The 23,834-nt window shown below is 65.7% G+C and carries 26 protein-coding genes; 18 read left to right on the top strand and 8 right to left on the bottom strand.

Translation table 11 applies throughout. The annotated features are described in order from the left end of the window. Positions 1-5 precede the first annotated feature (5 nt). The 4 genes from rfaE1 (at position 6) to cysM (ending at position 3,576) form a co-directional block, all read left to right on the top strand. Complete coding sequence (gene rfaE1 / locus WS51_RS15525; RefSeq protein ID WP_155623680.1) at positions 6-956, top strand: D-glycero-beta-D-manno-heptose-7-phosphate kinase; 951 nt, start codon at positions 6-8, stop codon at positions 954-956. 55 nt (positions 957-1,011) lie between these two features. Then, entirely contained in the window at positions 1,012-2,004 is a 993-nt protein-coding gene (rfaD, locus tag WS51_RS15530; protein WP_059507155.1) for an ADP-glyceromanno-heptose 6-epimerase, read from the top strand. A gap of 73 nt (positions 2,005-2,077) precedes the next feature. Next, complete coding sequence (locus WS51_RS15535; protein WP_059847625.1) at positions 2,078-2,467, top strand: ComEA family DNA-binding protein; 390 nt, start codon at positions 2,078-2,080, stop codon at positions 2,465-2,467. Positions 2,468-2,673: 206 nt separating this feature from the next. After that, a complete protein-coding gene (cysM, locus tag WS51_RS15540; RefSeq protein WP_069229416.1) occupies positions 2,674-3,576 on the top strand; it encodes a cysteine synthase CysM in 903 nt (300 codons plus the stop codon). Between the two features lie 76 nt (positions 3,577-3,652). On the opposite strand, the gene mltB is transcribed toward cysM, so the two are convergent. Then, positions 3,653-5,002 (bottom strand): lytic murein transglycosylase B, encoded by a 1,350-nt coding sequence (mltB, locus tag WS51_RS15545; protein WP_081333575.1) that lies wholly within the window; start codon positions 5,000-5,002, stop codon positions 3,653-3,655. Between the two features lie 43 nt (positions 5,003-5,045). On the opposite strand from mltB, the gene WS51_RS15550 reads away from it, so the two are divergent. Next, positions 5,046-5,969: a histone deacetylase family protein gene (locus WS51_RS15550; protein ID WP_059507158.1), complete on the top strand. Its 924-nt coding sequence runs from the start codon at positions 5,046-5,048 to the stop codon at positions 5,967-5,969. A 22-nt stretch (positions 5,970-5,991) separates the two neighbouring features. Here WS51_RS15550 and WS51_RS15555 read toward each other — a convergent pair whose 3' ends face one another. Further along, positions 5,992-6,915 carry an alpha/beta hydrolase gene (locus WS51_RS15555; protein WP_069229418.1) on the bottom strand — a complete coding sequence of 308 codons (924 nt, stop codon included), beginning with the start codon at positions 6,913-6,915 and terminating at the stop codon, positions 5,992-5,994. 217 nt (positions 6,916-7,132) lie between these two features. Between WS51_RS15555 and WS51_RS15560 the strand changes: the two genes are divergently transcribed. The 5 genes from WS51_RS15560 (at position 7,133) to WS51_RS15580 (ending at position 11,562) form a co-directional block, all read left to right on the top strand. Further along, positions 7,133-8,167 (top strand): methionine ABC transporter ATP-binding protein, encoded by a 1,035-nt coding sequence (locus tag WS51_RS15560; RefSeq protein WP_059448236.1) that lies wholly within the window; start codon positions 7,133-7,135, stop codon positions 8,165-8,167. Then, complete coding sequence (locus tag WS51_RS15565; RefSeq protein ID WP_044844825.1) at positions 8,157-8,810, top strand: methionine ABC transporter permease; 654 nt, start codon at positions 8,157-8,159, stop codon at positions 8,808-8,810. The genes WS51_RS15560 and WS51_RS15565 overlap by 11 nt, the downstream gene beginning before the upstream one ends. A gap of 27 nt (positions 8,811-8,837) precedes the next feature. Beyond that, positions 8,838-9,632, top strand: coding sequence for a MetQ/NlpA family ABC transporter substrate-binding protein (locus WS51_RS15570; RefSeq protein WP_059790230.1), 795 nt, complete (start codon positions 8,838-8,840; stop codon positions 9,630-9,632). Between the two features lie 229 nt (positions 9,633-9,861). Then, positions 9,862-10,611, top strand: coding sequence for an electron transfer flavoprotein subunit beta/FixA family protein (locus WS51_RS15575; protein ID WP_059807337.1), 750 nt, complete (start codon positions 9,862-9,864; stop codon positions 10,609-10,611). Positions 10,612-10,626: 15 nt separating this feature from the next. Then, a complete protein-coding gene (locus tag WS51_RS15580) occupies positions 10,627-11,562 on the top strand; it encodes an electron transfer flavoprotein subunit alpha/FixB family protein (RefSeq protein ID WP_059522890.1) in 936 nt (311 codons plus the stop codon). A gap of 323 nt (positions 11,563-11,885) precedes the next feature. Here the strand turns inward: WS51_RS15580 and WS51_RS15585 are convergent, their stop codons facing one another. Continuing rightward, complete coding sequence (locus WS51_RS15585; protein ID WP_059447917.1) at positions 11,886-13,172, bottom strand: D-amino acid dehydrogenase; 1,287 nt, start codon at positions 13,170-13,172, stop codon at positions 11,886-11,888. Between the two features lie 144 nt (positions 13,173-13,316). On the opposite strand from WS51_RS15585, the gene WS51_RS15590 reads away from it, so the two are divergent. Beyond that, on the top strand, positions 13,317-13,805 hold the full coding sequence (locus tag WS51_RS15590; RefSeq protein ID WP_040143708.1) for an Lrp/AsnC ligand binding domain-containing protein: 489 nt from the start codon (positions 13,317-13,319) through the stop codon (positions 13,803-13,805). Between the two features lie 91 nt (positions 13,806-13,896). Then, a complete protein-coding gene (locus tag WS51_RS15595; RefSeq protein WP_069229419.1) occupies positions 13,897-15,075 on the top strand; it encodes a PA0069 family radical SAM protein in 1,179 nt (392 codons plus the stop codon). Positions 15,076-15,097: 22 nt separating this feature from the next. Here the strand turns inward: WS51_RS15595 and WS51_RS15600 are convergent, their stop codons facing one another. After that, a complete protein-coding gene (locus WS51_RS15600; RefSeq protein WP_059545280.1) occupies positions 15,098-15,565 on the bottom strand; it encodes an NINE protein in 468 nt (155 codons plus the stop codon). A gap of 110 nt (positions 15,566-15,675) precedes the next feature. Then, a complete protein-coding gene (locus WS51_RS15605) occupies positions 15,676-16,815 on the bottom strand; it encodes a PQQ-dependent sugar dehydrogenase (RefSeq protein WP_060023034.1) in 1,140 nt (379 codons plus the stop codon). Between the two features lie 153 nt (positions 16,816-16,968). Between WS51_RS15605 and rpsP the strand changes: the two genes are divergently transcribed. The 6 genes from rpsP to WS51_RS15635 all read left to right on the top strand — a co-directional run bounded on the left by rpsP (position 16,969) and on the right by WS51_RS15635 (position 21,096). Next, positions 16,969-17,223, top strand: a complete 255-nt coding sequence (rpsP, locus tag WS51_RS15610) for a 30S ribosomal protein S16 (protein ID WP_006476550.1) — start codon at positions 16,969-16,971, stop codon at positions 17,221-17,223. A gap of 42 nt (positions 17,224-17,265) precedes the next feature. Further along, positions 17,266-17,943, top strand: a complete 678-nt coding sequence (gene rimM, locus WS51_RS15615; RefSeq protein WP_059447921.1) for a ribosome maturation factor RimM — start codon at positions 17,266-17,268, stop codon at positions 17,941-17,943. Further along, positions 17,943-18,737, top strand: a complete 795-nt coding sequence (trmD, locus tag WS51_RS15620) for a tRNA (guanosine(37)-N1)-methyltransferase TrmD (RefSeq protein ID WP_059447922.1) — start codon at positions 17,943-17,945, stop codon at positions 18,735-18,737. Before rimM ends, trmD begins: the two co-directional genes overlap by 1 nt. A gap of 133 nt (positions 18,738-18,870) precedes the next feature. After that, the gene (gene rplS / locus WS51_RS15625) at positions 18,871-19,263 is read left to right on the top strand and encodes a 50S ribosomal protein L19 (protein ID WP_059447923.1); all 393 of its coding nucleotides are present in this window, start codon (positions 18,871-18,873) and stop codon (positions 19,261-19,263) included. 87 nt (positions 19,264-19,350) lie between these two features. Further along, positions 19,351-20,037 (top strand): CoA pyrophosphatase, encoded by a 687-nt coding sequence (locus tag WS51_RS15630; protein WP_059447924.1) that lies wholly within the window; start codon positions 19,351-19,353, stop codon positions 20,035-20,037. A 120-nt stretch (positions 20,038-20,157) separates the two neighbouring features. Continuing rightward, positions 20,158-21,096, top strand: a complete 939-nt coding sequence (locus WS51_RS15635) for a CobD/CbiB family protein (protein ID WP_059447925.1) — start codon at positions 20,158-20,160, stop codon at positions 21,094-21,096. A 77-nt stretch (positions 21,097-21,173) separates the two neighbouring features. Here WS51_RS15635 and WS51_RS15640 read toward each other — a convergent pair whose 3' ends face one another. The 3 genes from WS51_RS15640 to WS51_RS15650 are packed head-to-tail and all read right to left on the bottom strand — an operon-like array spanning position 21,174 to position 23,745. Then, the gene (locus tag WS51_RS15640; protein ID WP_059447926.1) at positions 21,174-21,491 is read right to left on the bottom strand and encodes a putative signal transducing protein; all 318 of its coding nucleotides are present in this window, start codon (positions 21,489-21,491) and stop codon (positions 21,174-21,176) included. Positions 21,492-21,547: 56 nt separating this feature from the next. Continuing rightward, positions 21,548-22,489: a ribosome small subunit-dependent GTPase A gene (gene rsgA / locus WS51_RS15645; protein ID WP_059447927.1), complete on the bottom strand. Its 942-nt coding sequence runs from the start codon at positions 22,487-22,489 to the stop codon at positions 21,548-21,550. Next, a complete protein-coding gene (locus tag WS51_RS15650) occupies positions 22,486-23,745 on the bottom strand; it encodes a M48 family metallopeptidase (RefSeq protein ID WP_059771591.1) in 1,260 nt (419 codons plus the stop codon). The genes rsgA and WS51_RS15650 overlap by 4 nt, the downstream gene beginning before the upstream one ends. Positions 23,746-23,834 lie beyond the last annotated feature (89 nt).

Here is a 23,834-nt window from a genome sequence, read left to right on the forward strand (position 1 = left end):
GCACGATGACTACCCTTCGCGAAGTGGTGCCGGTACCGCGCGCGCAGCTCGCGCGCTCGCGCGTGCTCGTGGTCGGTGACGTGATGCTCGACCGCTACTGGTTCGGCAACGTCGAGCGCATTTCTCCGGAAGCGCCGGTTCCGGTCGTCCACGTGCAGCGCCAGGAAGAGCGGCTCGGCGGCGCGGCCAACGTCGCGCGCAACGCGGTGACGCTCGGCGCCCAGGCCGGGCTGCTGTGCGTGGTCGGCTGCGACGAGCCTGGCGAGCGCATCGTCGAGTTGCTCGACGGCAGCGGCGTGACATCCCATCTCGAACGCGATGCGGCATTGCCGACGACGATCAAGCTGCGCGTGCTCGCGCGCCAGCAACAGTTGCTGCGCGTCGATTTCGAGGCGATGCCGACCCACGAGGTGCTGCTTGCCGGGCTCGCGCGTTTCGATGCGCTGCTGCCGCAGCACGACGTCGTGCTGATGTCGGATTACGCGAAAGGCGGTCTGACGCACGTGACGACGATGATCGAGAAGGCGCGTGCGGCCGGCAAGCCGGTGCTCGTCGATCCGAAAGGCGACGACTGGGCGCGCTATCGCGGCGCGTCGCTGATCACGCCGAACCGTGCGGAGTTGCGCGAGGTCATCGGTCAGTGGCAGTCGGAAGACGACCTGCGCGAGCGTGTCGCGACGCTGCGTGCGGAGCTCGATCTCGATGCGTTGCTGCTCACGCGTTCGGAAGAGGGCATGACGCTCTTTTCCGCCGCGGGCGAACTGCACGCGCCGGCGCTCGCGCGCGAAGTGTACGACGTGTCCGGTGCGGGCGATACCGTGATCGCGACGGTTGCGTCGATGCTCGGCGCGGGCGTGCCGCTCGTCGATGCCGTCGTGCTCGCGAACCGTGCGGCGGGCATCGTGGTCGGCAAGCTGGGTACGGCCACTGTGGACTACGACGAACTGTTTCACTGAGCGCATTCGGCGGTGCTCCGCACGTATGTCTTGCAATTTTTCAGGCAGAACGACCATGACCATCATCGTCACCGGCGCGGCCGGTTTTATCGGCGCGAACATCGTCAAGGCGCTCAACGAGCGCGGCGAGTCGCGCATCATCGCGGTCGACAATCTGACGCGCGCGGACAAGTTCCGCAATCTCGTCGATTGCGAGATCGACGACTATCTCGACAAAACGGAATTCGTCGAGCGCTTCGCGCGCGGCGATTTCGGCAAGGTGCGCGCGGTGTTCCATGAAGGCGCCTGTTCGGACACGATGGAAACCGACGGCCGCTACATGATGGACAACAACTTCCGCTACAGCCGCGCGGTGCTCGATGCGTGCCTCGCGCAGGGTGCGCAGTTCCTGTACGCGTCGTCGGCCGCGATCTACGGCGGCTCGACGCGTTTCGTCGAGGAGCGCGAGGTCGAGGCGCCGCTGAACGTCTACGGCTACTCGAAGTTCCTGTTCGACCAGGTGATCCGCCGCGTGCTGCCGAGCGCGAAGAGCCAGATCGCCGGGTTCCGTTACTTCAACGTGTACGGGCCGCGCGAGACGCACAAGGGGCGCATGGCGTCGGTCGCGTTCCACAACTTCAACCAGTTCCGCGCGGAAGGCAAGGTCAAGCTGTTCGGCGAGTACAACGGTTATGCGCCGGGCGAGCAGACGCGCGACTTCGTGTCGGTCGAGGACGTCGCGAAGGTGAACCTGTTCTTCTTCGATCATCCGGAGAAATCGGGCATCTTCAACCTCGGCACCGGCCGGGCGCAACCGTTCAACGACATCGCATCGACGGTCGTCAACACGCTGCGCGCGCTCGACAACCTGCCGCCGCTGACGCTCGCACAGCAGGTCGAGCAGGGGCTGATCGAATACGTGCCGTTCCCGGACGCACTGCGCGGCAAGTACCAGTGCTTCACGCAGGCCGATCAGACGAAACTGCGTGCTGCCGGCTACGATGCGCCGTTCCTGACGGTGCAGGAAGGCGTCGATCGCTACGTGCGTTGGCTATCCGGCCAGGTTTAAACCCGCGCGTCGCATCGCTAGACTGGGTCTCACGGTCGGCAGTCGCCGACCGTTTTCATCGGAGATCCAGCACATGATCAGGAAGTGGTTTGCCGCCGCCGCGATGTTCGGCGCGATCGCATCGGCCTGGGCGGCCGTCGACGTCAACTCCGCCAACGAGGATGCACTCGTCGGCATCAAGGGCATCGGTCCCGCGCGGGCAAAGGCGATTCTCGACGAGCGCGGCGCACACGGGCCGTTCAGGAATGCAGAAGATCTCGCATCACGCGTGAAGGGCATGGGCGGCCATACGGTCGAGCGCCTCCAGCGGGAAGGGCTGACGATCGGTGCGACCGGCGCAGGCGCGGCCGGCATAGGTGCGACCGGCGTAGGCGCGGCCGGCTCAAGTGCGTCGGCACTGGCGGCGAGCAAGCCTGCCGCACCGAAGCCTGCCGCCGCACCTGCCCGCACCGCGCAGAAGTAACGCACACGAGACAAAAGGCTCCTTCAGCCGCCGTCGTTGCGACGGCTTCCCGCGGCATGCCGCGGGTTTTTTGCGTGCATCGTGCAAAGACACACGCGTGAAGCGTGACGCGCCTCTATTCCATCGCCGCAATGGGGTTGCCGGCGCGAGCCGCAGTGCTGGTTTACAATCAACCGATTGATCGGCCTCGCACTCACGGTATCTCCATGGCTTACAAAACTATCGAAGACACGATCGGCAACACACCGCTCGTGCAACTGGTCCGCCTGCCGGACGACGAGATTCGCGCACGTAACAACGTGCTGCTCGCGAAGCTGGAAGGCAACAATCCTGCCGGTTCCGTGAAGGATCGCCCGGCGCTGTCGATGATCAGCAAGGCCGAGGCACGCGGTCGCATCAAGCCGGGCGATACGCTGATCGAGGCGACGAGCGGCAACACGGGCATCGCGCTCGCAATGGCAGCGGCGATCCGCGGCTACAAGATGGTGCTGATCATGCCGGAGGATCTGTCGGTCGAGCGTCGCCAGAGCATGGCCGCTTACGGCGCAGAAATCATCCTGACGCCGGTAAAGGGCGGGATGGAACTGGCGCGCGATCTCGCGCAGCAGATGCAGCGCGAAGGCAAGGGTGTGATCCTCGATCAGTTCGGGAACCCTGACAATCCGATCGCGCACTACGAAGGAACGGGCCCGGAGATCTGGCGCGATACCGAAGGGCGCGTCACGCATTTCGTGTCGGCGATGGGCACGACGGGTACGATCATGGGCACGTCGCGCTTTCTGAAGGAACAGAATCCGGCGATCGAGATCGTCGGCGCGCAGCCTGAAGAAGGGTCGCGCATTCCGGGCATTCGCAAGTGGCCGGAAGCATATATGCCGACGATCTTCGATCGCAGCCGCGTCGATCGCGTCGAGAGCGTGAGCCAGGCCGCGTCCGAAACGATGGCGCGCCGACTCGCGGCTGTCGAAGGCATCTTCGCCGGCATCTCGTCGGGCGGCGCATGCGAAGTCGCGATGCGCATCGCGCGTCAGGTGGAGAACGCGACGATCGTGTTCATCGTCTGCGATCGCGGCGACCGCTACCTGTCGACCGGCGTATTTCCCGCGTGAGCCCGAACGGCATCAGCAGCGTCACGCGATAAAAAAGCGCCGCACGAGCGGCGCTTTTTCGTTGGGCGCACTGCGCTCACTGCGCTGGCGCTTCCGTGTCCGCGGGAGGTAACGGCAGCGCACCATCCGCCTCCATCTGTGCCTTCACGGCTTCGCCGAGCTGGTAGACGGCGAGTGCATAGAAGAAGCTGCGGTTGTAGCGTGTCAGCACGTAGAAGTTCTTCAGGCCGAGCATGTATTCGGTCGGCCGTCCCGGGGACGGCAGATCGACCACGGTAACCGGCGTGCCGGCTTCGGTGGTGATGTTGACCATCGGCTCGTTGAGCGTCATGCCGGCGCGCAGCAGTTGCGACAGTGCCCAGTGCGGTTCCGGCTGGCCGTCCGCGGCCGCCTGGGCGATGCCGAGGCTGCCCGTGTCGGGCGTGATCCGCCAGACTACCGGGCGATCGGTTTCCCAGCCGTGCTGCTTCAGGTAGTTCGCGACGCTGCCGATCGCGTCCGCGGGGCTGCTGCGCAGATCGACGTGGCCGCCGCCGTCGTAGTCGACCGCATACTCGCGGATGCTGCTCGGCAGGAACTGCGGGATGCCGATCGCGCCCGTGTACGAGCCGAGCACGGTGGTCGGGTCGAGCTGGTTATCGCGGGTCCAGACGAGGAAGTCCTCGAGATTCTTGCGGAACGTTGCCTGACGACTGTCGCGATTCGGCGTGTCGGGGTAGTCGAACGTGAGCGTCGTCAGTGCATCGAGCACGCGGAAGTTGCCCATGTAGCGGCCGTAGATCGTCTCGACGCCGATGATGCCGACGATCACTTCGGGCGGCACGCCGAATTCCGCGGACGCGCGCTGCAGTGTCGCCTGGTTCGCTTTCCAGAATTTCACGCCCGCGTTGATGCGGATCGGTTCGATGAAACGCGAACGATAGACGCGCCAGTTCTTCACCGAAGGCGTGGGCGCCGGCTTGACGAGCTTGACGGCGGTGGCCGAGTAGCTGATGCGCGAGAACAGCGCATGCAGGCTCGCGGAATCGAAGCCGTTGCGGCTCACCATCTCGTCGATGAACGCATCGACCTGCGCGTTGTTCGCGTAACGCTGCGGAACGATTTCCTCTTCGAAGGTCTGGCCTTGCGGCGCCGGCTGCTGCGGTTGCGCCTGCGCGACGCGCGTGCCTGCGGACTTCGCAGGCTGCGTCTGCGCGACGGCGGGCGCGGCGGCCACGCTCGCGGCGACGGCGGCGGCAACGAGCGGGGCGCGAACGCGGAACAGTGCGGAGAGAAGGACGGCAGGATTGCTGGAATTCATGTCGAAGCGGGCGGACAGGGCGATGGGGTTCGGCGCAGTATACCCGACGCATCCTGCGTGCCGGGGCGTGGCTGCGCACCGTTGTGGTAAGTTAGCGGCGAATTCGCGGCAGACGATGGACATCATTGATGGAGACCTGCGGCGCACCGCGCGTCGCGGATGACAGATTATGGCAACCGCCTTCTATACGCACCCCGACTGCCTGTTGCACGAGATGGGGGAGTGGCATCCGGAATGCCCGGCCCGCCTGTCGGCGATCCAGGATCAGTTGATCGCGAGCCGCATCGACGACCTGATCGTGCACGAAACCGCGCCGTTCGCGAGCGAGGTGGCGCTGGGCCGCGTGCATACGCAGGCTCACATCGACTACATCCGCAGCATGACGCCCGTCGACGGCTACGTCGAGATCGATCCCGACACGATGATGAATCGCGACACGTGGCGTGCCGCGCTGCGTGCGGCCGGCGCGGCGATCGCGGCGACCGACGCCGTAATCGAGGGCCGCTACGCGAATGCATTCTGCAGCGTGCGGCCGCCGGGTCATCATGCGGAACCCGCGCGCGCGATGGGATTCTGCTTTTTCAACAACGTCGCGATCGCCGCGCGGCATGCGCTCGACGTCCATGGCCTCGAGCGCGTCGCGATCGTCGATTTCGACGTGCACCACGGCAATGGCACCGAAGCCGCATTCGCGAACGACGAGCGCGTGCTGATGTGCAGTTTCTTCCAGCATCCGCTGTACCCGTTCTCGGGCGTCGATCACCAGGCGCCGAACATGGTCAACCTGCCGATGCCTGCGCGCAGCAACGGGATGGCGATCCGCGAAGCGGTCGACATGTTCTGGCTGCCGCGTCTCGATGCGTTCAAGCCGCAGATGCTGTTCGTGTCGGCCGGGTTCGACGCGCATCGGGAGGACGACATCGGCAACCTCGGTCTCGTCGAGGCGGATTTCGAATGGCTCACCGCGCAGGTCGTCGACGTCGCGCGCCGGCATGCGCAGGGCCGCATCGTGAGCTGTCTCGAGGGCGGCTACAACCTGTCCGCGCTCGGCCGCAGCGTCGTCGCGCACTTGCGCGTGCTGGCCGGCATCTGACCGGCGGCGGCTCGGCGCGCGCTCAGCGCGCCGGTGCGCGCGCGTGAATCCACGCGATCAGTGCATCGATCACGCGATCGCGCTCGAGATCGTTCATCGTTTCGTGGAATCCGCCCTCGTACAGCGTCAGCGTGCGATCGGGCGAGCCGACGCGTGAACCGAACGCCCGGCTGCCGTCCGGTTCGGTCAGTTTGTCCTCGGTGCCGTGATAGACGAGCACCGGCACGCGAAGCGCGCCGCGACCGCGCTCGATGCGCGCCATCGCGTCGAGGATCTCGGCGCCGGTGCGCGCCGGCACTGCGCCGTGATGGACCAGCGGATCGGCGCGATTGGCCGCGACGACTGCCGGATCGCGCGACAGCAGCGCCGCGTCGATCTTGATCGCGGGGAAGCTCGGCCATACGCGGCTGATGAAGCGGCTCATCGCAAGCATCCAGCGCGGCACGTCGCGTCCCGGTGCGAGCGCCGGGCTCGACAGCACGAGGCCCGCCAGCGTGTGGCCGCGAACCGGCGCGCGTTCGATCGCATGCAGCGCCGCGATGGCGCCGCCCATGCTGTGCCCCATCAGGAAGAGCGGCGTATCGTCGCGGGCGGCTTCGGCAACGAGGGCGTCCGCGTCGTTCAGGTAATCGTCGAAACGCTCGATCCACGCGCGTTTGCCCGGCGATTGGCCGTGCCCGCGCAGATCGATCACCAGCACGCCGATGCCGGCCGCATTCAGTCTGGCCGCGAGCGCCGCATAACGGCCCGCGTGCTCGGCGAGACCATGCACGAGCGCGACCGTCGCGCGCGCAGGCCGGGTGCCGTCGCCCGCCGGCCAGCGATACGACGCCAGTTCGAGCCCGTCCGCGGTACGCAGCCGGCCCATTCGCGGGGCGGGAGGCGCTGCCGTGTCCGGCGCGGCGGTGGCGGCGGGGGCGGCAGCCTGCGTGGTGGTGGCGGTCATCGGGCGGGTCTCCTGTGTCGTTGGCAGCGGTGTTTCCGGATCATAGTCGCGGCGCCCAAGCGGCGGGCCAGCAGCGCTCCTCTAATTTCGTGCGGTTATGAAAAGATCGAAATCGATTATTAAGTGGAATGAGGGGTTTGCGGTAAAATCGCCGGCTATTCCAGATGCATCGGCGGCCGACTGGCGAGCCTCGCCTGTCGGCCGCCGTTTTGTTTACATGATCGAATTACGCAATCTGTCGCAGCGTTTCCCCGGGCCGACCGGCTGGGTCGACGCATTGCACAACGTCAATCTGACGATCCCGCAGGGCGAGGTGTTCGGCATCATCGGCCGAAGCGGCGCCGGCAAGAGCACGCTCGTGCGCACCATCAACCTGCTCACGCGGCCGACCGAAGGCAACGTCGTCGTCGGCGGGCGCGATCTCACGATGCTGTCGGCCGGCGCACTGCGCGAAGCACGCCGCGACATCGGCATGATCTTCCAGCACTTCAACCTGCTGTCGTCGCGCACCGTGTTCGACAACGTCGCGCTGCCGCTCGAGCTTGCAGGCGCGAGCCGTGCCGACATCGAGGCAGCCGTGCTGCCGCTGCTCGACCTCGTCGGGCTGTCCGCGCAGAAGGATCGCTACCCGGCGCAGATCAGCGGCGGCCAGAAGCAGCGTGTCGGCATTGCCCGCGCGCTCGCGAGCAAGCCGAAGGTGCTGCTGTCGGACGAAGCGACGTCGGCGCTCGATCCCGAGACCACGCGCGCGATCCTCGACCTGCTGAAACGCATCAACCGCGAACTCGGCCTGACGATCGTGCTGATCACGCACCAGATGGAAGTGATCAAGCAGGTGTGCGATCGCGTGGCCGTGCTCGACGCGGGTCGCGTGGTCGAGGAAGGCCGCGTGATCGACGTGTTCCTGCAGCCGCATCACGAAGTGACGCGCGCGCTGATCGGCGACGTGATCGCGCAGGAATTGCCGCCCGCGCTGAAGGCGCGCGTGGCCGAGCGGCTGAAGGCGGGCAGCGGGCATTTGCTGCGTCTCGCGTTCACCGGCTCGGGGGTGGACCAGCCGATCCTGTCGGAGACGATTCGCCGCTACGAACTCGATTTCAACATCCTGCATGGCCAGATCGACGAGATCCAGGGGCAGGCGTTCGGGTCGCTCGCGGTGCTCGCGGGCGGCGAACCGGGCAAGGTCGGGCAGGCGCTCGCGTTCCTGCGCGAGCAAGGTGTGGTGGTAGAGGAGCTTTCGTATGTTGAGTGAGATGTTCGATATGTTCGTGCAGTCGTTCTGGGAGACGCTGATCATGGTCGGCATCTCGGGAGCGGTCGGCGCGCTCGTCGGGCTGCCGCTCGGCGTGCTGCTCTACCTGACGGATCGCCAGGGCGTGCTGCAGAACCTCGGTGTGAATCGCGTGCTCGGCGGCATCGTGAACGCGGTGCGCTCGACGCCGTTCATCATCCTGCTGGTCGCGGTCATTCCATTCACGCGGCTCGTCACGGGGTCGTCGATCGGCACGGCCGCGGCGGTCGTGCCGCTGACGCTCGCGGCCGCGCCGTTCGTCGCGCGGCTGGTCGAGACCGCGCTGCGCGAAGTCGACCGCGGGCTGATCGAGGCCGCGCAGTCGATGGGCGCGACGACGTCGCAGATCGTCTTCAAGGTGCTGCTGCCGGAATCGCTGCCCGGCATCGTCGCGGGCCTGACGATCACGTTTGTGTCGCTCGTCGGCTACTCGGCGATGGCCGGTGCGATCGGCGGCGGCGGGCTCGGCGATCTCGGGATCCGTTACGGCTACCAGCGTTATCTGCCGGAAGTGATGTGGACGGTCGTCGCGATCCTGATCGTGTTCGTGCAGATCGTGCAATCGTTCGGCGACTGGCTCGTGCGCCGGCTGAGCCACAAGTAAAAACGACATTCACAGGTAGGGGAGACGATGCAACGACGTTTCATGCTGAAATTCGCGGCCGCACTCGGCGCGGCCGCGCTGTTCGCGAGCGCGCACGCGCAGGCCGAAACCATCAAGGTGGGCGTGACGGGCGGTCCGCACGCTCAGATCATGGACGTGGTGAAGAAGGTCGCGGCCAGAAGCGGCCTCGACATCCGCATCGTCGAATTCTCCGATTACGTGCAGCCGAACGCGGCGCTCGCGTCGGGCGATCTCGACGCGAACAGCTACCAGCACGATCCTTATCTGCAGGCGCAGGTGAAGGATCGCGGCTACAAGCTGATCAAGGTCGCGGATACCGTCACGTTCCCGATGGGCATCTATTCGAAGCGGGTAAAGTCGCTTGCCGAGTTGAAGCCGGGCGCGCGCATCGCCGTGCCGAACGATCCGACCAATGGCGGCCGCGCGCTGCTGTTGCTGCAGAAGCAGGGGCTGCTGAAGCTGCGTGCGGATGCGGGGCTGAAGGCGACGCCGCTCGACATCGTCGACAATCCGCGCAAGCTGAAGATCGTCGAACTCGATGCGGCGCAGATTCCGCGCTCGCTCGGCGACGTCGACGCTGCGGCCATCAATACCAATTACGCAATGGAAGCGGGGTTGAAACCGAAGCAGGACGCGATCGCGATCGAGGGTCCGAACGGCCCCTACGCGAACATCCTTGCGATTCGCGAGGCCGACCGGAGCAAGCCGTGGGTCGCGAAGCTGGTGGCGGCTTACCACTCCGCGGACGTAAAGCAGTTCATCGAACAGAAGTTCGGCGGCGCGGTCATCGCCGCCTGGTGACACTTGGTGCTGGGCGCGCCCGGTGACGATTAGAGTCGATGATCGAAAACCCGGGCTTTGCGTCCGGGTTTTTTCTCTTTTAAAATAGAACGACCGTTCGCTATTGCCGGCGCGCCGCAGAGGAGCGCTATCCTCGATAGCCACGATGGATTGGTCCGCTTGGCCGCGCAGTCATGAGGCCTCGCTATAGAATGGCCTCTGGTCGTATTCGTAACTTTGGAGCGTGTGCATGAAAATCCTGGTGCCAGTGAAAAGAGTGGTCGATTACAACGTGAAGGTCCGCGTGAAGTCGGACAACACGGGCGTCGACATCGCGAACGTGAAGATGTCGATGAACCCGTTCGACGAAATCGCCGTTGAAGAAGCCGTGCGCCTGAAGGAAGCCGGTGTGGCGACTGAAGTGATCGCCGTGTCGGTCGGTGTCGCGCAAGCGCAGGAAACGCTGCGCACGGCACTGGCGATCGGCGCGGATCGCGCGATCCTGGTCGAGTCGAACGATGGCGTCGAGCCGCTGGCCGTCGCGAAGATCCTCAAGGCGCTGGTCGACAAGGAGCAGCCGCAACTCGTGATCCTCGGCAAGCAAGCGATCGACGACGATTCGAACCAGACGGGCCAGATGCTCGCTGCGCTGGCTGGTCTGCCGCAAGCGACGTTCGCGTCGAAGGTGACGATCGCCGACGGCAAGGCAACGGTTGCACGCGAAGTCGACGGTGGCGCGGAAACGCTGTCGCTGTCGCTGCCGGCGGTCGTGACGACCGACCTGCGCCTGAACGAGCCGCGCTACGTGACGCTGCCGAACATCATGAAGGCGAAGAAGAAGCCGCTGGAAACGGTGAAACCCGAAGACCTGGGCGTGGACGTTACGCCGCGTCTGAAGACGCTGAAGGTGGCCGAGCCGCCGAAGCGCGCGGCCGGCGTGAAGGTGCCGGACGTGAAGACGCTGGTCGAGAAGCTGAAGACCGAAGCCAAGGTGCTGTAAAGGGAGCGGAAAGAAATGACGATTCTGGTGATTGCAGAACATGACAACGCGTCGATCAAGGCCGCGACGCTGAACACGGTGGCGGCGGCTGCGAAGATCGGCGGTGACATTCACGTGCTGGTCGCGGGGCACAACGCGCAGGGCGCGGCCGACGCGGCAGCAAAGATCGCGGGTGTGTCGAAGGTGCTGCTGGCCGACGCGCCGCAGCTGGCCGAAGGCCTGGCGGAAAACGTCGAGGCGACCGCGCTGAACATCGCGAAGGACTACTCGCACATCCTCGCGCCGGCCACTGCCTATGGCAAGAACGTTGCACCGCGTATCGCCGCGAAGCTGGACGTCGCGCAGATCTCGGACATCACGGCAGTCGATTCGGCCGACACGTTCGAGCGCCCGATCTATGCAGGCAACGCGATCGCGACGGTGCAGTCGAGCGACCCGATCAAGGTCATCACGGTGCGCGCGACCGGTTTCGATCCGGTGGCAGCGGAAGGCGGCAGCGCATCGGTCGAGAAGATCGAAGCAGCGGCCGATGCAGGCAAGTCGCAGTTCGTCAGCCGTGAAGTGACGAAGCTGGACCGTCCGGAGCTGACCAGCGCGAGCATCATCGTGTCGGGCGGCCGCGGTCTGGGCAGCGGCGAGAACTACACGAAGGTGCTGGAGCCGCTGGCCGACAAGCTGTCGGCGGCGCTCGGCGCATCGCGCGCGGCAGTGGATGCCGGCTACGTGCCGAACGACTACCAGGTCGGCCAGACCGGCAAGATCGTCGCACCGCAGTTGTACATCGCGGTCGGCATCTCGGGTGCGATCCAGCACCTGGCCGGCATGAAGGATTCGAAGGTGATCGTCGCGATCAACAAGGATCCGGAAGCGCCGATCTTCAGCGTGGCCGATTACGGCCTCGTCGGCGATCTGTTTGCCCTCGTGCCGGAACTGGTCAACGAACTGGGCTGACACGACGTGGCTTGACGCTCCGGCGGCAGGTACACAATACGAGGGGCGCGATGAGCGCCCCTTTTTTTCGTGCAATGACGGAAGCGATCGGGCGTTTTGCCGGGCAGCGAGCCGTGCTCGCTCGGTTCTGCATCGTACATGTCGCCGTACGGGCAGGGCGGCCGGAAGCGTCGATCGTCGGCGTGCAACGGCGAGAACCACGCGCGCGATGCCGCAAGCGCTGTTGAGAGCGGGCAACGCATTCGCCGCAACGAAAAAAAGGCGCCCGCGGGGCGCCTTTTTCGTCGATGCGGACCGGCCCGTGTCGTGGCCGGCCGTTTCGCTTATGCGTATGCCGGGCGCGTCTGGCCGGCCACGTCCTTCAGGTAGCGATGCACCGACAGGTCGTCGGCCTGGATTGCCGGCTTCTTGCCCGAGATCAGATCGGCGAGCAACTGGCCCGACCCGCACGACATCGTCCAGCCGAGCGTGCCGTGGCCGGTGTTCAGGAACAGGTTCGACACCGGCGTGCGGCCGACGATCGGCGTGCCGTCCGGCGTCATCGGGCGCAGGCCCGTCCAGAACGTTGCCTTCGATGTGTCGCCGCCGCCCGGGAACAGGTCGTTCACGCACATTTCGAGCGTTTCGCGCCGTGCGGCGCGCAGGTTCTTGTCGAAGCCGACGATCTCCGCCATGCCGCCGACGCGGATGCGCTGATCGAAACGCGTGATCGCGATCTTGTACGTTTCGTCGAGCACCGTCGACACGGGCGCGGCCGCCTCGTTCACGATCGGCGCGGTGATCGAATAACCCTTCAGCGGATAGACGGGGATCTTCATCAGGTTCGAGATGAAGTTGGTCGAATACGACCCGAGTGCGACGACGTATGCATCGGCGCGCACCGTCTCGCTGCCGCACTGCACGCCGGCGATCTTGCCGCCGGCGATCGCCAGTGCATCGATCGGCGTGTTGTAGCGGAACTTCACGCCCAGCGATTCAGCGAGCGCCGCGAGGCGCGTCGTGAACAGCTGGCAATCGCCCGTTTCGTCGCCCGGCAGCCGCAGGCCGCCCGTCAGCTTGTGCGACACGGCGGCGAGCGCCGGCTCGGCATTCCGGAGTTCTGCCGGCGACAGCAGTTCGAACGGCACGTTCGCTTCCTGGAGCACCGCGATGTCCTTGGCTGCGCCGTCGAGTTGCTGTTGCGTGCGGAACAGCTGCAGCGTGCCGCCCGTGCGGCCTTCGTACTGGATGCCCGTGTCGGCGCGCAGCGCCTGCAGGCAATCGCGGCTGTATTCGGCGAGACGGACCATGCGGCCCTTGTTGACGGCATAGCGCTCGGCCGTGCAGTTGCGCAGCATCTGCCACATCCACTGCAGCTGGAAACGCGTACCGTCAAGGCGGATCGCGAGCGGCGCGTGCTTCTCGAACATCCACTTGACGGCCTTCAGCGGCACGCCGGGCGCCGCCCACGGCGCCGCATAACCGGGCGAGATCTGGCCTGCGTTCGCGAAGCTCGTCTCCAGCGCCGGGCCTGCTTCCCGGTCGATCACCGTGACTTCATGACCGGCGCGCGCGAGGTAATACGCGCTTGCCACGCCCACCACACCGCTGCCCAGAATGACGACTCGCATAGCTGCTCCAGATGGAAGGATCAGGGCGAGGCCGGGCGCACGTGCGGCTCCGTGTAACCTCTAGCTGATCTAGTTTTTTGCGCTATGGTATTGTCGAATGTGTAGGTTTTGTTATCGTATTTTTCAGGTTTTCAGCATAAACAAATGAGAACGCAACGTCAGCCAGTACGCTCGCTCGACAAGCTCGACCGCCGCATCCTCAAACTGCTGCAGGACGACGGCCGGATGGCGATGAAGGACCTCGCCGAACAGGTCGGGCTGACCGTCACGCCATGCATCGAACGCGTGCGGCGCATGGAGCGCGACGGTGTGATCACCGGCTATCACGCGCGCGTGGATCCGGCGCAGCTGGGCGCGGCCTTGCTGGTGTTCGTCGAGATCACGCTCGGCCACAAGGGCGGCAACATGTTCGAGCAGTTCCGGCGCGAAGTGATGAAGATCGACGAAGTGCTCGAATGCCATCTCGTGTCCGGCGACTTCGACTACCTGATCAAGGCGCGGATCGGCGAAATGGCCGACTATCGCAAGCTGCTGGGCGATATCCTGCTGCAGCTGCCCGGCGCGGTGCAGTCGAAGAGCTACGTCGTGATGGAAGAAATCAAGGAGACGCTGACGATCTCGGTTGGCGAATGACCGTGGCTGCGGCCTGCATCCCGTCCCTCTATTCGGCGCTTGGCATGAGGCATCCAATACTGTATAAACATACAGTATTGGATGCCTGCAAATGGGTGAGCGCATGGACGGCCGGTCCGACAACGAATTTCCGATAGCGCCGCCGGCGCCCCGCAAGGGGCGCGGTGCGGTCGACAACCTCCAGGGGCGATACGAAACGGCGCTGCGCGAAGCGGTCGACGACGGCTGGACGCACGAATCGGAAGACGCCGATCTGCCCGCTCCGCTGCGCACGCAGGTGTTCGAGGAGCGTGCGAAGAGCATCCTCACGCGCAACCAGTCGCCGGACATACCGTTCAGCGTGTCGCTCAATCCGTATCGCGGCTGCGAGCACGGCTGCATCTACTGCTTTGCGCGGCCGACCCATAGTTATCTCGGCCTGTCTCCGGGGCTCGATTTCGAGAGCCGCATCTATGCGAAGGTCAACGCGGCCGAATTGCTCGAACGCGAGATTTCGCGCAAGCGCTACGTGCCGGAGCCAATAGCGCTCGGCGTCAACACCGATGCATACCAGCCGGTCGAGCGCGATCTGCGCATCACGCGCAGCGTGATCCAGGTGATGCACGACCACGGGCTGCCGTTCGCCGCGATCACGAAATCGTCGCTGATCGAGCGCGATCTGGATCTGCTGGCGCCGATGGCCGAGCGCGGGCAGTTGATGGCCGCGGTCACGATCACGACGCTCGACGCCGATCTCGCACGCACGCTCGAGCCGCGTGCGGCCACGCCGGCGCGCCGGCTGCGCACGATCCGCGCGCTGCGCGACGCGGGCGTGCCGGTGGGCGTCAGCATTGCGCCGGTGATCCCGTTCGTCACCGAGCCGGACATGGAGCGCGTGCTGGAAGCCTGTGCGGAAGCCGGCGCGACGCACGCGAGTTACATCATCCTGCGGTTGCCGTGGGAGGTTGCGCCGCTGTTCAAGAACTGGCTCTGCGCGCATTTCCCCGATCGCGCGGAGCGCGTGATGAACCGCGTGCGCGACATGCGTGGCGGGAAGGATTACGACTCGGATTTCTCGAAGCGGATGAAGGGCGAGGGAATCTGGGCCGACCTGTTGCGGCAGCGGTTCCGTCAGGCCGTGAAGCGGCTCGGATTGAACGAGCGTGCGAACGGGATCCTGGATCTGTCCCAGTTTCGCGGTGCGCCGCAGGCCGCGGCGGCAGCGCAGCGCCCGCTGGCGGGCGCAAACGGCGCGAAATCGCGTGACGACCTTCAGCTGAGTCTGTTCTGATCCGGCCGATGCACGTCGACGCTTACTGCGAGATTTGCTTCGCCGCTTCGACTTGCGATTCGAAGTATGTCTGGAACGACAGCGCGAGCGCCGTCATCAGCAGGAACGCACCGATCAGCAGCGAGAAGATCACGATGAAGATCACCGTCCAGCCTGACTGGCTGTGCCTGCCGGTGTCGGCATTGAATTGCGCGTCCCATTTCTCGTCGGGGCGCAGGCCGTAGACGAGCGCGGCGAGGAACGCTGCCAGAAGCGAAACCGCACCCGGCACGGCAAGCCACCAGCCGAGGCTGGCACTGCGCTGGGTGGCGGCGAGCAGCAGGAAACCCGGGATTCCGACGATCGTCGCCAGCAGGTGCGCCCAGCCGTACACGTCGCGAAAGCCGTACAGGTAGAAGCGGTGCGCACCGAGCGAACCAAGGAGGAACGCGAGGCCGGCGGTGAGCGTCTTGGAGCGGAAGCGGCGGGTCGATGCAGTGCTGCTGGACATGAATGGCGGCGGATTGTCGTTGGCATGGGCGGCCGGCAGGCCGGCGCGGGGCGCTCGGCCCGGCTCGCATTCTACGATGCCCGATCGGGCCCGGTCATCCCTGGCCTGCGTCAAGGTGCCGCATAGGTGATGCGGTAGATGGTGCCTGCGTAGTCGTCGCTGACGAGCAGCGAGCCGTCCGGCAGCGGCAGGACATCGGCCGGGCGCCCCCAAACGGTGCCGTCCGCGCGCAGCCAGCCGGTGATGAACGGTGTCTGGCTTGCATGGCTGCCGTCGGCCGACACGACGGCGCGCATCACGCGATAACCGACCTTCGTGCTGCGATTCCACGAGCCGTGCTCGGCAATGAAGATGTTGTTGCGATATGACGCCGGAAACATCGGGCCCGTATAGAAGCGCATACCGAGTGCCGCGACGTGCGCGCCGAGTTTCAACACGGGCGGCGCGTAGCGGCGGCATATGTCGGCGCTTCCGAATTCCGGGTCGGGCGTGTCGCCGGCGTGGCAGTATGGAAAACCGAAATCGAGGCCGGCGCGCGGCGCACGGTTCAGCGTGTCGTCGGGCACGTCGTCGCCCATCAAGTCGCGTCCGTTGTCGGTAAACCACAGCTCGCGCGTATCGGGGTGCCAGGCGAAGCCGACGGTATTGCGTATGCCGCGGGCGAATACTTCCCGGCCGCTGCCGTCCACGTTCATGCGTGCGATGATCGCGTATCGACCGCGGTCGGCGAGGCACACGTTGCACGGCGCACCGACCGGCACGTAGAGTTTGCCGTCGGGGCCGAATGCGATGAATTTCCAGCCGTGATGATGATCGGTCGGCAGCGCGTCCGTCACGACCGCCGGTGCCGGCGGCTTGGCGAGCCGGTCGTCGATGTGGTCGAGACGCAGAATGCGCGACACGGCGGAGATATAGAGCGCGCCGTCGCGATACGCGACGCCGACGGGCATATCGAGCCCCGATGCGATCACGTAACGGGCCGTGATCCGACCCTCCCGCATCACGAATGCATGCACGCGGCCTTCCCGCGAGCCGACATACAGGATTCCGCGCGGCGACCATGCCATTTCGCGGGCGGTCGGCACGGCATCGGTCAGCACGTCGACGTGGAAGCCGGGTGGCACGACGAGCTTGTCTGCCGGCGGTGCGGCACCAGCCGCGGTTGCTGCAAACCAGGTGACGAGGCCGGCCAGCAAGCCCGCGAGGCGGTGTTGCCCGCGGCACGCGCGGGTGACGCAAAATAGCGGCATGGCGGCGGTAAGCGTCGTGGACACGACGATTGTATGCCCGGCGTGCCGGGTGCCCGTGGAATTTTTGCGCGTAAGTGTTTGTTGTGGCTTTGGTTTCCGGCTATAATCGCATGTTTCAGTAGTTTCGAACCCGGTTTTCCCGAAGGATTTCATATGGTTATCATCCGTCTGGCTCGCGGCGGCTCGAAGAAGCGCCCGTTCTACAACATCGTTGCTACCGATTCGCGCAACCGTCGTGACGGCCGCTTCATCGAGCGCGTCGGCTTCTACAACCCGGTCGCCACGAAGGGCGAATCGCTGCGTATCGCTCAGGATCGCCTGACGTACTGGCAAGGCGTTGGCGCGCAACTGTCGCCGACCGTCCAGCGTCTCGTGAAGGAAGCGCAAAAGGCGCAACCGGCTGCCTAACATGGCGCGGTGTGCCGGTCGTGCCGGCTGCAAGGAGCATTGATGTCCGGTCACGATTCCGGTAACGCAAGGCGCGGGCGAGCATCGTTTGGTGCATTCGTCCGCAAGCCGGTCGAGCGCGACACTGTCGCGAGCGCCGGTGCGGCTGCCGAGCAGGGCAGTCTCGAAGCGGCGCAAACCTGGCCCGACGATGCTGTCGAGGTCGGGGCGGTCGTCGACGCCTACGGCCTGAAAGGCTGGGTCAAGGTGGCGACGCATGCCGACGCCGGTCGCGGCGGCGATGCGCTGCTCAAGGCGCGCCGCTGGTGGCTGGAACGGGGTGACGAGCGGTTGTCCGCCCGCATCCTGCAATCGAAGACGCACGGCGACACCGTCGTCGCGCACACCGCGGGTGTCAGCGACCGCGATGCCGCACTGGCTTTGCGCGGCTTTCGCGTGTTCGTGCGCCGGGAAGATTTCCCGGCATTGGCCGCGGACGAATTCTATTGGGTCGACCTGATCGGCCTCGAAGTCGTCAACGAGCAATCGGTGGCGCTCGGGACGGTGAGCGGGATGATCGACAACGGCGTGCATTCGATCATGCGCGTCGAGTATCCGGCAGTCGGCAAGGATGGACGGCCGACCACCGACGAACGGCTGATTCCGTTCGTCGGCGTCTACGTCAAAACGGTGGATCAGGCGGCACGTCGCATCGTCGTCGACTGGGAAGCCGATTACTAATGAACCAGGTTACGGAGAGCGCGGTGCAGTTCGACGTCGTCACGCTCTTTCCCGAAATGTTCCGCGCGCTGACCGACTGGGGGATCACCAGTCGGGCCGTGAAGCAGGGGCGCTTCGGATTGCGTACCTGGAATCCGCGTGATTTCACGACGGACAACTACCGTACGGTTGACGATCGTCCGTACGGCGGCGGTCCGGGCATGGTGATGCTGGCCAGGCCGCTCGAGGCCGCGATCGGTGCTGCGAAAGCAGCGCAGGCGGAGCAGGGCGTCGCGAGCACGCGGGTGGTGATGATGTCGCCGCAGGGCGCGCCGTTCACGCACGAACGTGCGGTGCGGATGGCGCAGGAGCCCGGCGTCATCGTGCTGTGCGGCCGCTACGAGGCGATCGATCAGCGTCTGCTCGACCGTTGCGTCGACGAGGAAATCAGTCTCGGCGATTTCGTTCTGTCCGGTGGCGAACTGCCGGCGATGGCGATGATGGATGCCGTCGTGCGTCTTTTGCCAGGGGTGCTGAACGATGCGCAGTCGGCCGTGCAGGACAGCTTCGCCGACGGGCTGCTCGATTGTCCGCATTACACGCGCCCCGAGGAATACGAGGGGATGCGCGTGCCGGACGTGTTGCTCGGCGGCCATCATGCCGAGATCGAGCGGTGGCGGCGCCAGGAAGCATTGAGGAATACGTTGCGGAAGCGGCCGGACCTGATCGTCCGGGCGCGCCGCGAGAAGTTGTTGAGCCGTGCCGACGAGGCGTGGCTCGCGAACCTCGCACGCGAAGCGAAGAACGCCTCCTGAGGCAGTGTCGCGTGCGGGAAATGGCGGTGCCGTGCATGCGTGCGCGGTGCCTGATGTGAATCCATCCTCTATCGGGGCCAGGCCTGGAAGCAGGCGGGCGCAAACGCCGACAAGATGGCTTTAGGAGTCAGTGATGAATCTGATTGCAAAACTTGAGCAGGAAGAGATCGAGCGCGCGCTCGCCGGCAAGACGATCCCCGAATTCGCCCCGGGCGACACGGTGATCGTGAACGTGAACGTGGTTGAAGGTAACCGCAAGCGCGTTCAGGCATACGAAGGCGTCGTGATCGCGATTCGCAACCGTGGCCTGAACTCGAACTTCATCGTCCGCAAGATCTCGTCGGGCGAAGGCGTCGAGCGTACGTTCCAGACCTACTCGCCGCTGCTGGCGAGCATCGTCGTGAAGCGTCGCGGTGATGTGCGTCGTGCCAAGCTGTACTACCTGCGCGAGCGTTCGGGCAAGTCGGCTCGAATCAAGGAAAAGCTGGTGTCGAAGGATCGCGCCGCAGCAGCTGCCCAAGAGTAAGAGCTGTAAGGAAAAAGCACCCACCCGGGTGCTTTTTTCATTCTGGCGCGACAATATGTTCGATACGTCACGAACTCGAGACCGCCATTGAATCGCCGCCCCATCATTGATCCCGAAGTGTTGCCGGTCGAAGGCACCGGCGCCGGCCTGCCATCCATCGAATCCCGTCTGATGACGCCGCCCGGGCTGCGCGAGCGTTTCGCGCGCACGCTCGAATGGAGCGTCGAGCCCGCCGAGGTACGGCTGCAGGAGGGCGTCGACCCGCGCAGCGCCGCCGTCCTCATCCCGCTCGTCGTTCGCGAGAGCGGCCTCACCGTGCTGCTGACCCAGCGCGCCGATCACCTGAACGACCATGCCGGGCAGATCAGCTTCCCCGGAGGCCGTCGCGAGCCGTTCGATCGCGATGCGACGGCCACCGCGTTGCGAGAGGCGAAGGAAGAAATCGGGCTGGCCGCCGAACCGGTGGAGATTCTCGGCGCGCTGCCCGACTACCTGACGGGGACCGGCTTCTGCGTGACGCCCGTCGTGGGCCTCGTGCATCCGCCATTCACCGTGCAGGCCGATTCGTTTGAAGTTGCCGAGATTTTCGAGGTGCCGCTCGCGTTCCTGATGAGCCCGGCGAACCACCAGGTTCGCGTGTTCCGTTGGGAAGGGGGCGAGCGTCGTTTTTTTGCGATGCCTTATCCGAACGGCGAATCGGCCGGGCATTACTTCATCTGGGGCGCAACTGCCGGCATGTTGCGCAATCTGTACCGCTTCTTGGCAGCCGGATAGCATCCCGCCCGAACCTGCGTGCGCGGCCGGCTGCCGGCCCGTCGCGTCGGCAGCCATCCGCTGCTTACGCTGTGCTATCGTTATGCAAAAAATGACATAACTCCGAAGACGGCGCCACGCATGACTTTCTTTTCGGTTCTTCTCGCCCTCATCATCGAACAGGTCCGCGCGTTGTCGCCGAACAATCCGGTGTTCGCGCTGTTTCAGTTTCATGCGGAAACCGTCGCGCATGGCCTCGACGCCGGCAAGCAAAAACATGGTGTGCTCGCATGGCTCGCAGTCGTGCTGCCGTGGGTGCTGATCGTCGCGCTGATCTACTTTCTGCTGTTCAAGGTGAGCTTCGTGCTCGCGTTCATCTGGAACGTCGTCGTCGTGTACTTCACGCTCGGCTTCCGCCAGTTCAGCCATTACTTCACCGATATCCATCTCGCGCTCAACAACGACGACGTGCCGCGCGCGCGTGAGATCCTGCACGAGTGGACGGGCCTCGACACGGTCGACATGCCGGTCGGTGAAATCGTCCGCCATACGCTGATTCATGCGGTCGTTGCGTCGCATCGCCACGTGTTCGGCGTGTTCTTCTGGTACGTGCTGCCGCTCGGTCCGGCCGGCGCCGTGCTGTATCGCATCTCGGAATATCTCGCGCGCAGCTGGTCGACGCCGGGTGACGATCGCACCGCCGCGTTCTCGACGTTCGCGCAGCGTGCGTTCTTCGTGATCGACTGGATTCCGTCGCGACTGACCGCGCTCGGCTTCGCGATCGTCGGCAACTTCGAGGATGCGATCTACGCGTGGCGCAATCACACGCGCCAGTGGCCCGACCCGAACGACGGCGTGCTGCTCGCGGCCGGCAGCGGCGCGCTCGGTGCGCGCCTCGCAGGGCCGCTCGCGGAACCGTCGAGTCTCGACGCGTTGGCGGTCGGCGACAGCGGCCCGTTGACGGTCGGTGATGATTGCACGCCGCGCACGCTGCAGTCGGCGGTCGGCCTGGTGTGGCGCGCGGTGATCCTGTGGATGATCCTGCTGTTGATGCTGACGTTGGCGGTCTGGATTTCGTGACGCGCTCGCGCAGCACGCGATGAAACGAAAAGGCCGGCTCGATGCCGGCCTTTTCGCTGTGCGTCCGGTCGGCGCGTTCAGTCGTCGAGCGGATCGCGCACGGTGCCGCATTGCCAGCAAGCCGTGAACTGCGCCTCGAGCGCCTCGCCGCACCGGCGACACCGCCACGGGGCCGCACCGGCCGACGGGCCGTGTGATGCAGCGTCGATCAGCCGCCGCGCGAGCGCATCGTCGCGCTCGTCATCGAGCCACAGCTCGGGCGCGCATGCGTCGGCCGGCAGGCCGCCGAGCGCGCCGGTCGCGTAGCAGTTGTGCAGTTCGCAGCCGATGCCGGCCACCTGCAGCACGTTCGCCCAGTGCTGCGCGGTGGCCAGGTCGGGGGCCTTGAAACGCATCGCGGCTCCTGTCGGTGAAGGGCGGCTTCGGCCCGGCGCATGCCGTCCGCCGGAACTCAGCGAACGACCTGGCTTGCCTCGTGCACGAGCTGCGCGTAAAGCGCATGGCGGGACGGCGCGATGCGGCCGTCCGCGACGGCTTCGAGAATCGCGCAGCCCGGCTCGTGCAGATGATGGCAATTATAGAAACGGCAGTCCGCGAGCAGCGGGCGGAATTCCGGGAACGCGCGCTCGAGGCGGCCTTCCGTCAGGTGGTAGAGGCCGAATTCCTGGAAGCCCGGCGAATCGATCAGCGCGCCGCCGCCTTCGAGCGGGTAAAGGCGCGTGAACGTCGTCGTGTGGCGGCCGCTGTTGAGCGCGGCCGAGATTTCACGGGTCGCGGCTTCGGCATCGGGTACGAGCAGGTTCACGAGCGTCGACTTGCCCATCCCCGACTGGCCGAGCAGGATCGTCGAATGCCCGGCCAGATGCGGCATCAGTTGCGCGCGCGCATCGTCGGGCGCGCCCTTCACCGACAGCTCGAGCACGTCGTAGCCGAGCGCGCGGTAGGGCGCGAGCCGCTCGCGGGCGACCGGCAGCGCGGCCTCGACGTCGATCTTGTTCAGCACGACGAGCGGCTTCAGTTCGTTCGCTTCTGCCGCGATCAGCGCGCGGCCGAGCAGGTCCTCGCTGAAATAGGGTTCGGTCGCGAGCACGATCAGCAACTGGTCGAGGTTCGCCGCGAACAGCTTCGACTTGAACTGGTCGGAACGGTACAGCAGGTTGCGCCGCTCGCCGATCTCGACGATCACGCCCTGGTCGGCCGACGCCTGTTCGTACACGACGCGGTCGCCGACCGCGATCTCGCTTTTCTTGCCGCGCGGGAAGCACTGCAGCATCGGGCCGCCGTCGTCGGGCGCGACGATGTAGTGCCGGCCGTGCGCCGCGATCACGCGGCCTTCGACTCGCGGCGCGCCGGATGCGCGCGGGGCCGGCTTGCGGGAGGTCGGCCGGCTCATGCGTGCTGCATCAGGCGGTCGATCCGCTGCGACGCGGGCGGATGCGAGTAGTAGAAGGCCGTGTAGACCGGGTCCGGCGTGAGCGTCGACGCGTTGTCCTCGTACAGCTTCACGAGTGCGCTGACGAGGTCCTGCGCATCGGTCTGGCTGGCCGCGAACGCATCGGCTTCGAATTCATGCTTGCGCGACGTGAGGCTGCTGACCGGCGTGGCGAAGAACAGGAACACGGGGATTGCGAGGAAGAACAGCACGAGCGCGGCGCCCGCGTTGCTCGTGTCGAGCGACGGCGTGACGCCGAGACCCGTGTAGAACCACGTGCGCTGCGCGAGCCAGCCGAGCAGCGCGAGCAGCACGAGGCTCAGCACGAACGACACGAGCATCCGCTTCATCACGTGGCGGCGCTTGAAATGACCGAGTTCGTGCGCGAGCACGGCCTCGATTTCCTGGCCGGACAGCCGTGCGAGGAGCGTGTCGAAGAATACGATCCGCTTCGACGCACCGAAGCCCGTGAAGTACGCGTTGCCGTGCGCGGAACGGCGGCTGCCGTCCATCACGAACAGGCCCTTCGCCGCGAAGCCGCACCGTTTCATCAGCGACTCGATGCGCGTGCGCAGCGCTTCGTCCTTCAGCGGCTCGAACTTGTTGAAGATCGGCGCGATGAAGGTCGGGTAGATCAGCAGCACGAGCATCTGGAATGCGACCCAGACGATCCAGGTCCACAGCCACCAGAGGCTGCCGGCCTGATTCATCAGCCACAGCACGACGAACAGCAGCGGCAGGCCGAGCACGGCGCCGAGCAGCGTGTTCTTCAGCATGTCGGTGAAGAACAGGCGCTTGGTCATCCGGTTGAAGCCGAACCGCTGTTCGATCCCGAACTGGCGGTAATACTCGAACGGCACGTCGATCACGCCCGTGATCGCGAGCACGGCGGCGACGAGCGCGACCTGCTGCGCGTAGCCGCGGCCGAGCCAGCCCGTCAGCAGCGTGTCCAGCGCGCCGACGCCGCCGAGCAGCGTGAGGCCGACCAGCACGGCCGCGCTGACGACGATCTCGAACATCGCCAGCCGGGTGCGCTCGACCGTGTAGTCGGCCGCGCGTTGATGGGCGGTCAGCGGAATGGTGGCGCTGAACTGCGCGGGCACGCCGTTGCGGTGGGCGGCGACGAAGCGGATCTGCCGCGACGCGAGCCACAGCTTGGTGACGACCATCGCGAGCACGGCGATCGCGAACAGCAGGGTGAACGAAAAGGGTGACATCGAAGGCGCCAAAGGGTTCTATGCGAGAATTATATGTTCTTGCGGACCGGGCCCGCTCATGCAATGCCCGCCGCCCGGGCGGCGCCGCG

It is taken from the genome of Burkholderia territorii (assembly GCF_001718335.1).
Classification (GTDB): Bacteria; Pseudomonadota; Gammaproteobacteria; order Burkholderiales; family Burkholderiaceae; genus Burkholderia; species Burkholderia territorii.

Bases quoted from the DNA above. Each gene is read 5' to 3' on its own strand.
- WS51_RS15555 (WP_069229418.1), bottom strand. From the start codon at position 6,915: ATGACCGCCACCACCACGCAGGCTGCCGCCCCCGCCGCCACCGCCGCG.
- rfaE1 (WP_155623680.1), top strand. From the start codon at position 6: ATGACTACCCTTCGCGAAGTGGTGCCGGTACCGCGCGCGCAGCTCGCG.
- WS51_RS15570 (WP_059790230.1), top strand. From the start codon at position 8,838: ATGCAACGACGTTTCATGCTGAAATTCGCGGCCGCACTCGGCGCGGCC.
- mltB (WP_081333575.1), bottom strand. From the start codon at position 5,002: ATGATGTCCATCGTCTGCCGCGAATTCGCCGCTAACTTACCACAACGG.
- WS51_RS15600 (WP_059545280.1), bottom strand. From the start codon at position 15,565: ATGTCCAGCAGCACTGCATCGACCCGCCGCTTCCGCTCCAAGACGCTC.
- WS51_RS15635 (WP_059447925.1), top strand. From the start codon at position 20,158: ATGACTTTCTTTTCGGTTCTTCTCGCCCTCATCATCGAACAGGTCCGC.
- WS51_RS15650 (WP_059771591.1), bottom strand. From the start codon at position 23,745: ATGTCACCCTTTTCGTTCACCCTGCTGTTCGCGATCGCCGTGCTCGCG.
- rfaD (WP_059507155.1), top strand. From the start codon at position 1,012: ATGACCATCATCGTCACCGGCGCGGCCGGTTTTATCGGCGCGAACATC.
- WS51_RS15565 (WP_044844825.1), top strand. From the start codon at position 8,157: ATGTTGAGTGAGATGTTCGATATGTTCGTGCAGTCGTTCTGGGAGACG.
- WS51_RS15575 (WP_059807337.1), top strand. From the start codon at position 9,862: ATGAAAATCCTGGTGCCAGTGAAAAGAGTGGTCGATTACAACGTGAAG.
- trmD (WP_059447922.1), top strand. From the start codon at position 17,943: ATGAACCAGGTTACGGAGAGCGCGGTGCAGTTCGACGTCGTCACGCTC.
- WS51_RS15605 (WP_060023034.1), bottom strand. From the start codon at position 16,815: ATGCCGCTATTTTGCGTCACCCGCGCGTGCCGCGGGCAACACCGCCTC.
- WS51_RS15560 (WP_059448236.1), top strand. From the start codon at position 7,133: ATGATCGAATTACGCAATCTGTCGCAGCGTTTCCCCGGGCCGACCGGC.
- WS51_RS15590 (WP_040143708.1), top strand. From the start codon at position 13,317: ATGAGAACGCAACGTCAGCCAGTACGCTCGCTCGACAAGCTCGACCGC.
- rimM (WP_059447921.1), top strand. From the start codon at position 17,266: ATGTCCGGTCACGATTCCGGTAACGCAAGGCGCGGGCGAGCATCGTTT.
- WS51_RS15585 (WP_059447917.1), bottom strand. From the start codon at position 13,172: ATGCGAGTCGTCATTCTGGGCAGCGGTGTGGTGGGCGTGGCAAGCGCG.
- rpsP (WP_006476550.1), top strand. From the start codon at position 16,969: ATGGTTATCATCCGTCTGGCTCGCGGCGGCTCGAAGAAGCGCCCGTTC.
- WS51_RS15550 (WP_059507158.1), top strand. From the start codon at position 5,046: ATGGCAACCGCCTTCTATACGCACCCCGACTGCCTGTTGCACGAGATG.
- WS51_RS15640 (WP_059447926.1), bottom strand. From the start codon at position 21,491: ATGCGTTTCAAGGCCCCCGACCTGGCCACCGCGCAGCACTGGGCGAAC.
- WS51_RS15595 (WP_069229419.1), top strand. From the start codon at position 13,897: ATGGGTGAGCGCATGGACGGCCGGTCCGACAACGAATTTCCGATAGCG.
- WS51_RS15535 (WP_059847625.1), top strand. From the start codon at position 2,078: ATGATCAGGAAGTGGTTTGCCGCCGCCGCGATGTTCGGCGCGATCGCA.
- cysM (WP_069229416.1), top strand. From the start codon at position 2,674: ATGGCTTACAAAACTATCGAAGACACGATCGGCAACACACCGCTCGTG.
- rsgA (WP_059447927.1), bottom strand. From the start codon at position 22,489: ATGAGCCGGCCGACCTCCCGCAAGCCGGCCCCGCGCGCATCCGGCGCG.
- WS51_RS15580 (WP_059522890.1), top strand. From the start codon at position 10,627: ATGACGATTCTGGTGATTGCAGAACATGACAACGCGTCGATCAAGGCC.
- rplS (WP_059447923.1), top strand. From the start codon at position 18,871: ATGAATCTGATTGCAAAACTTGAGCAGGAAGAGATCGAGCGCGCGCTC.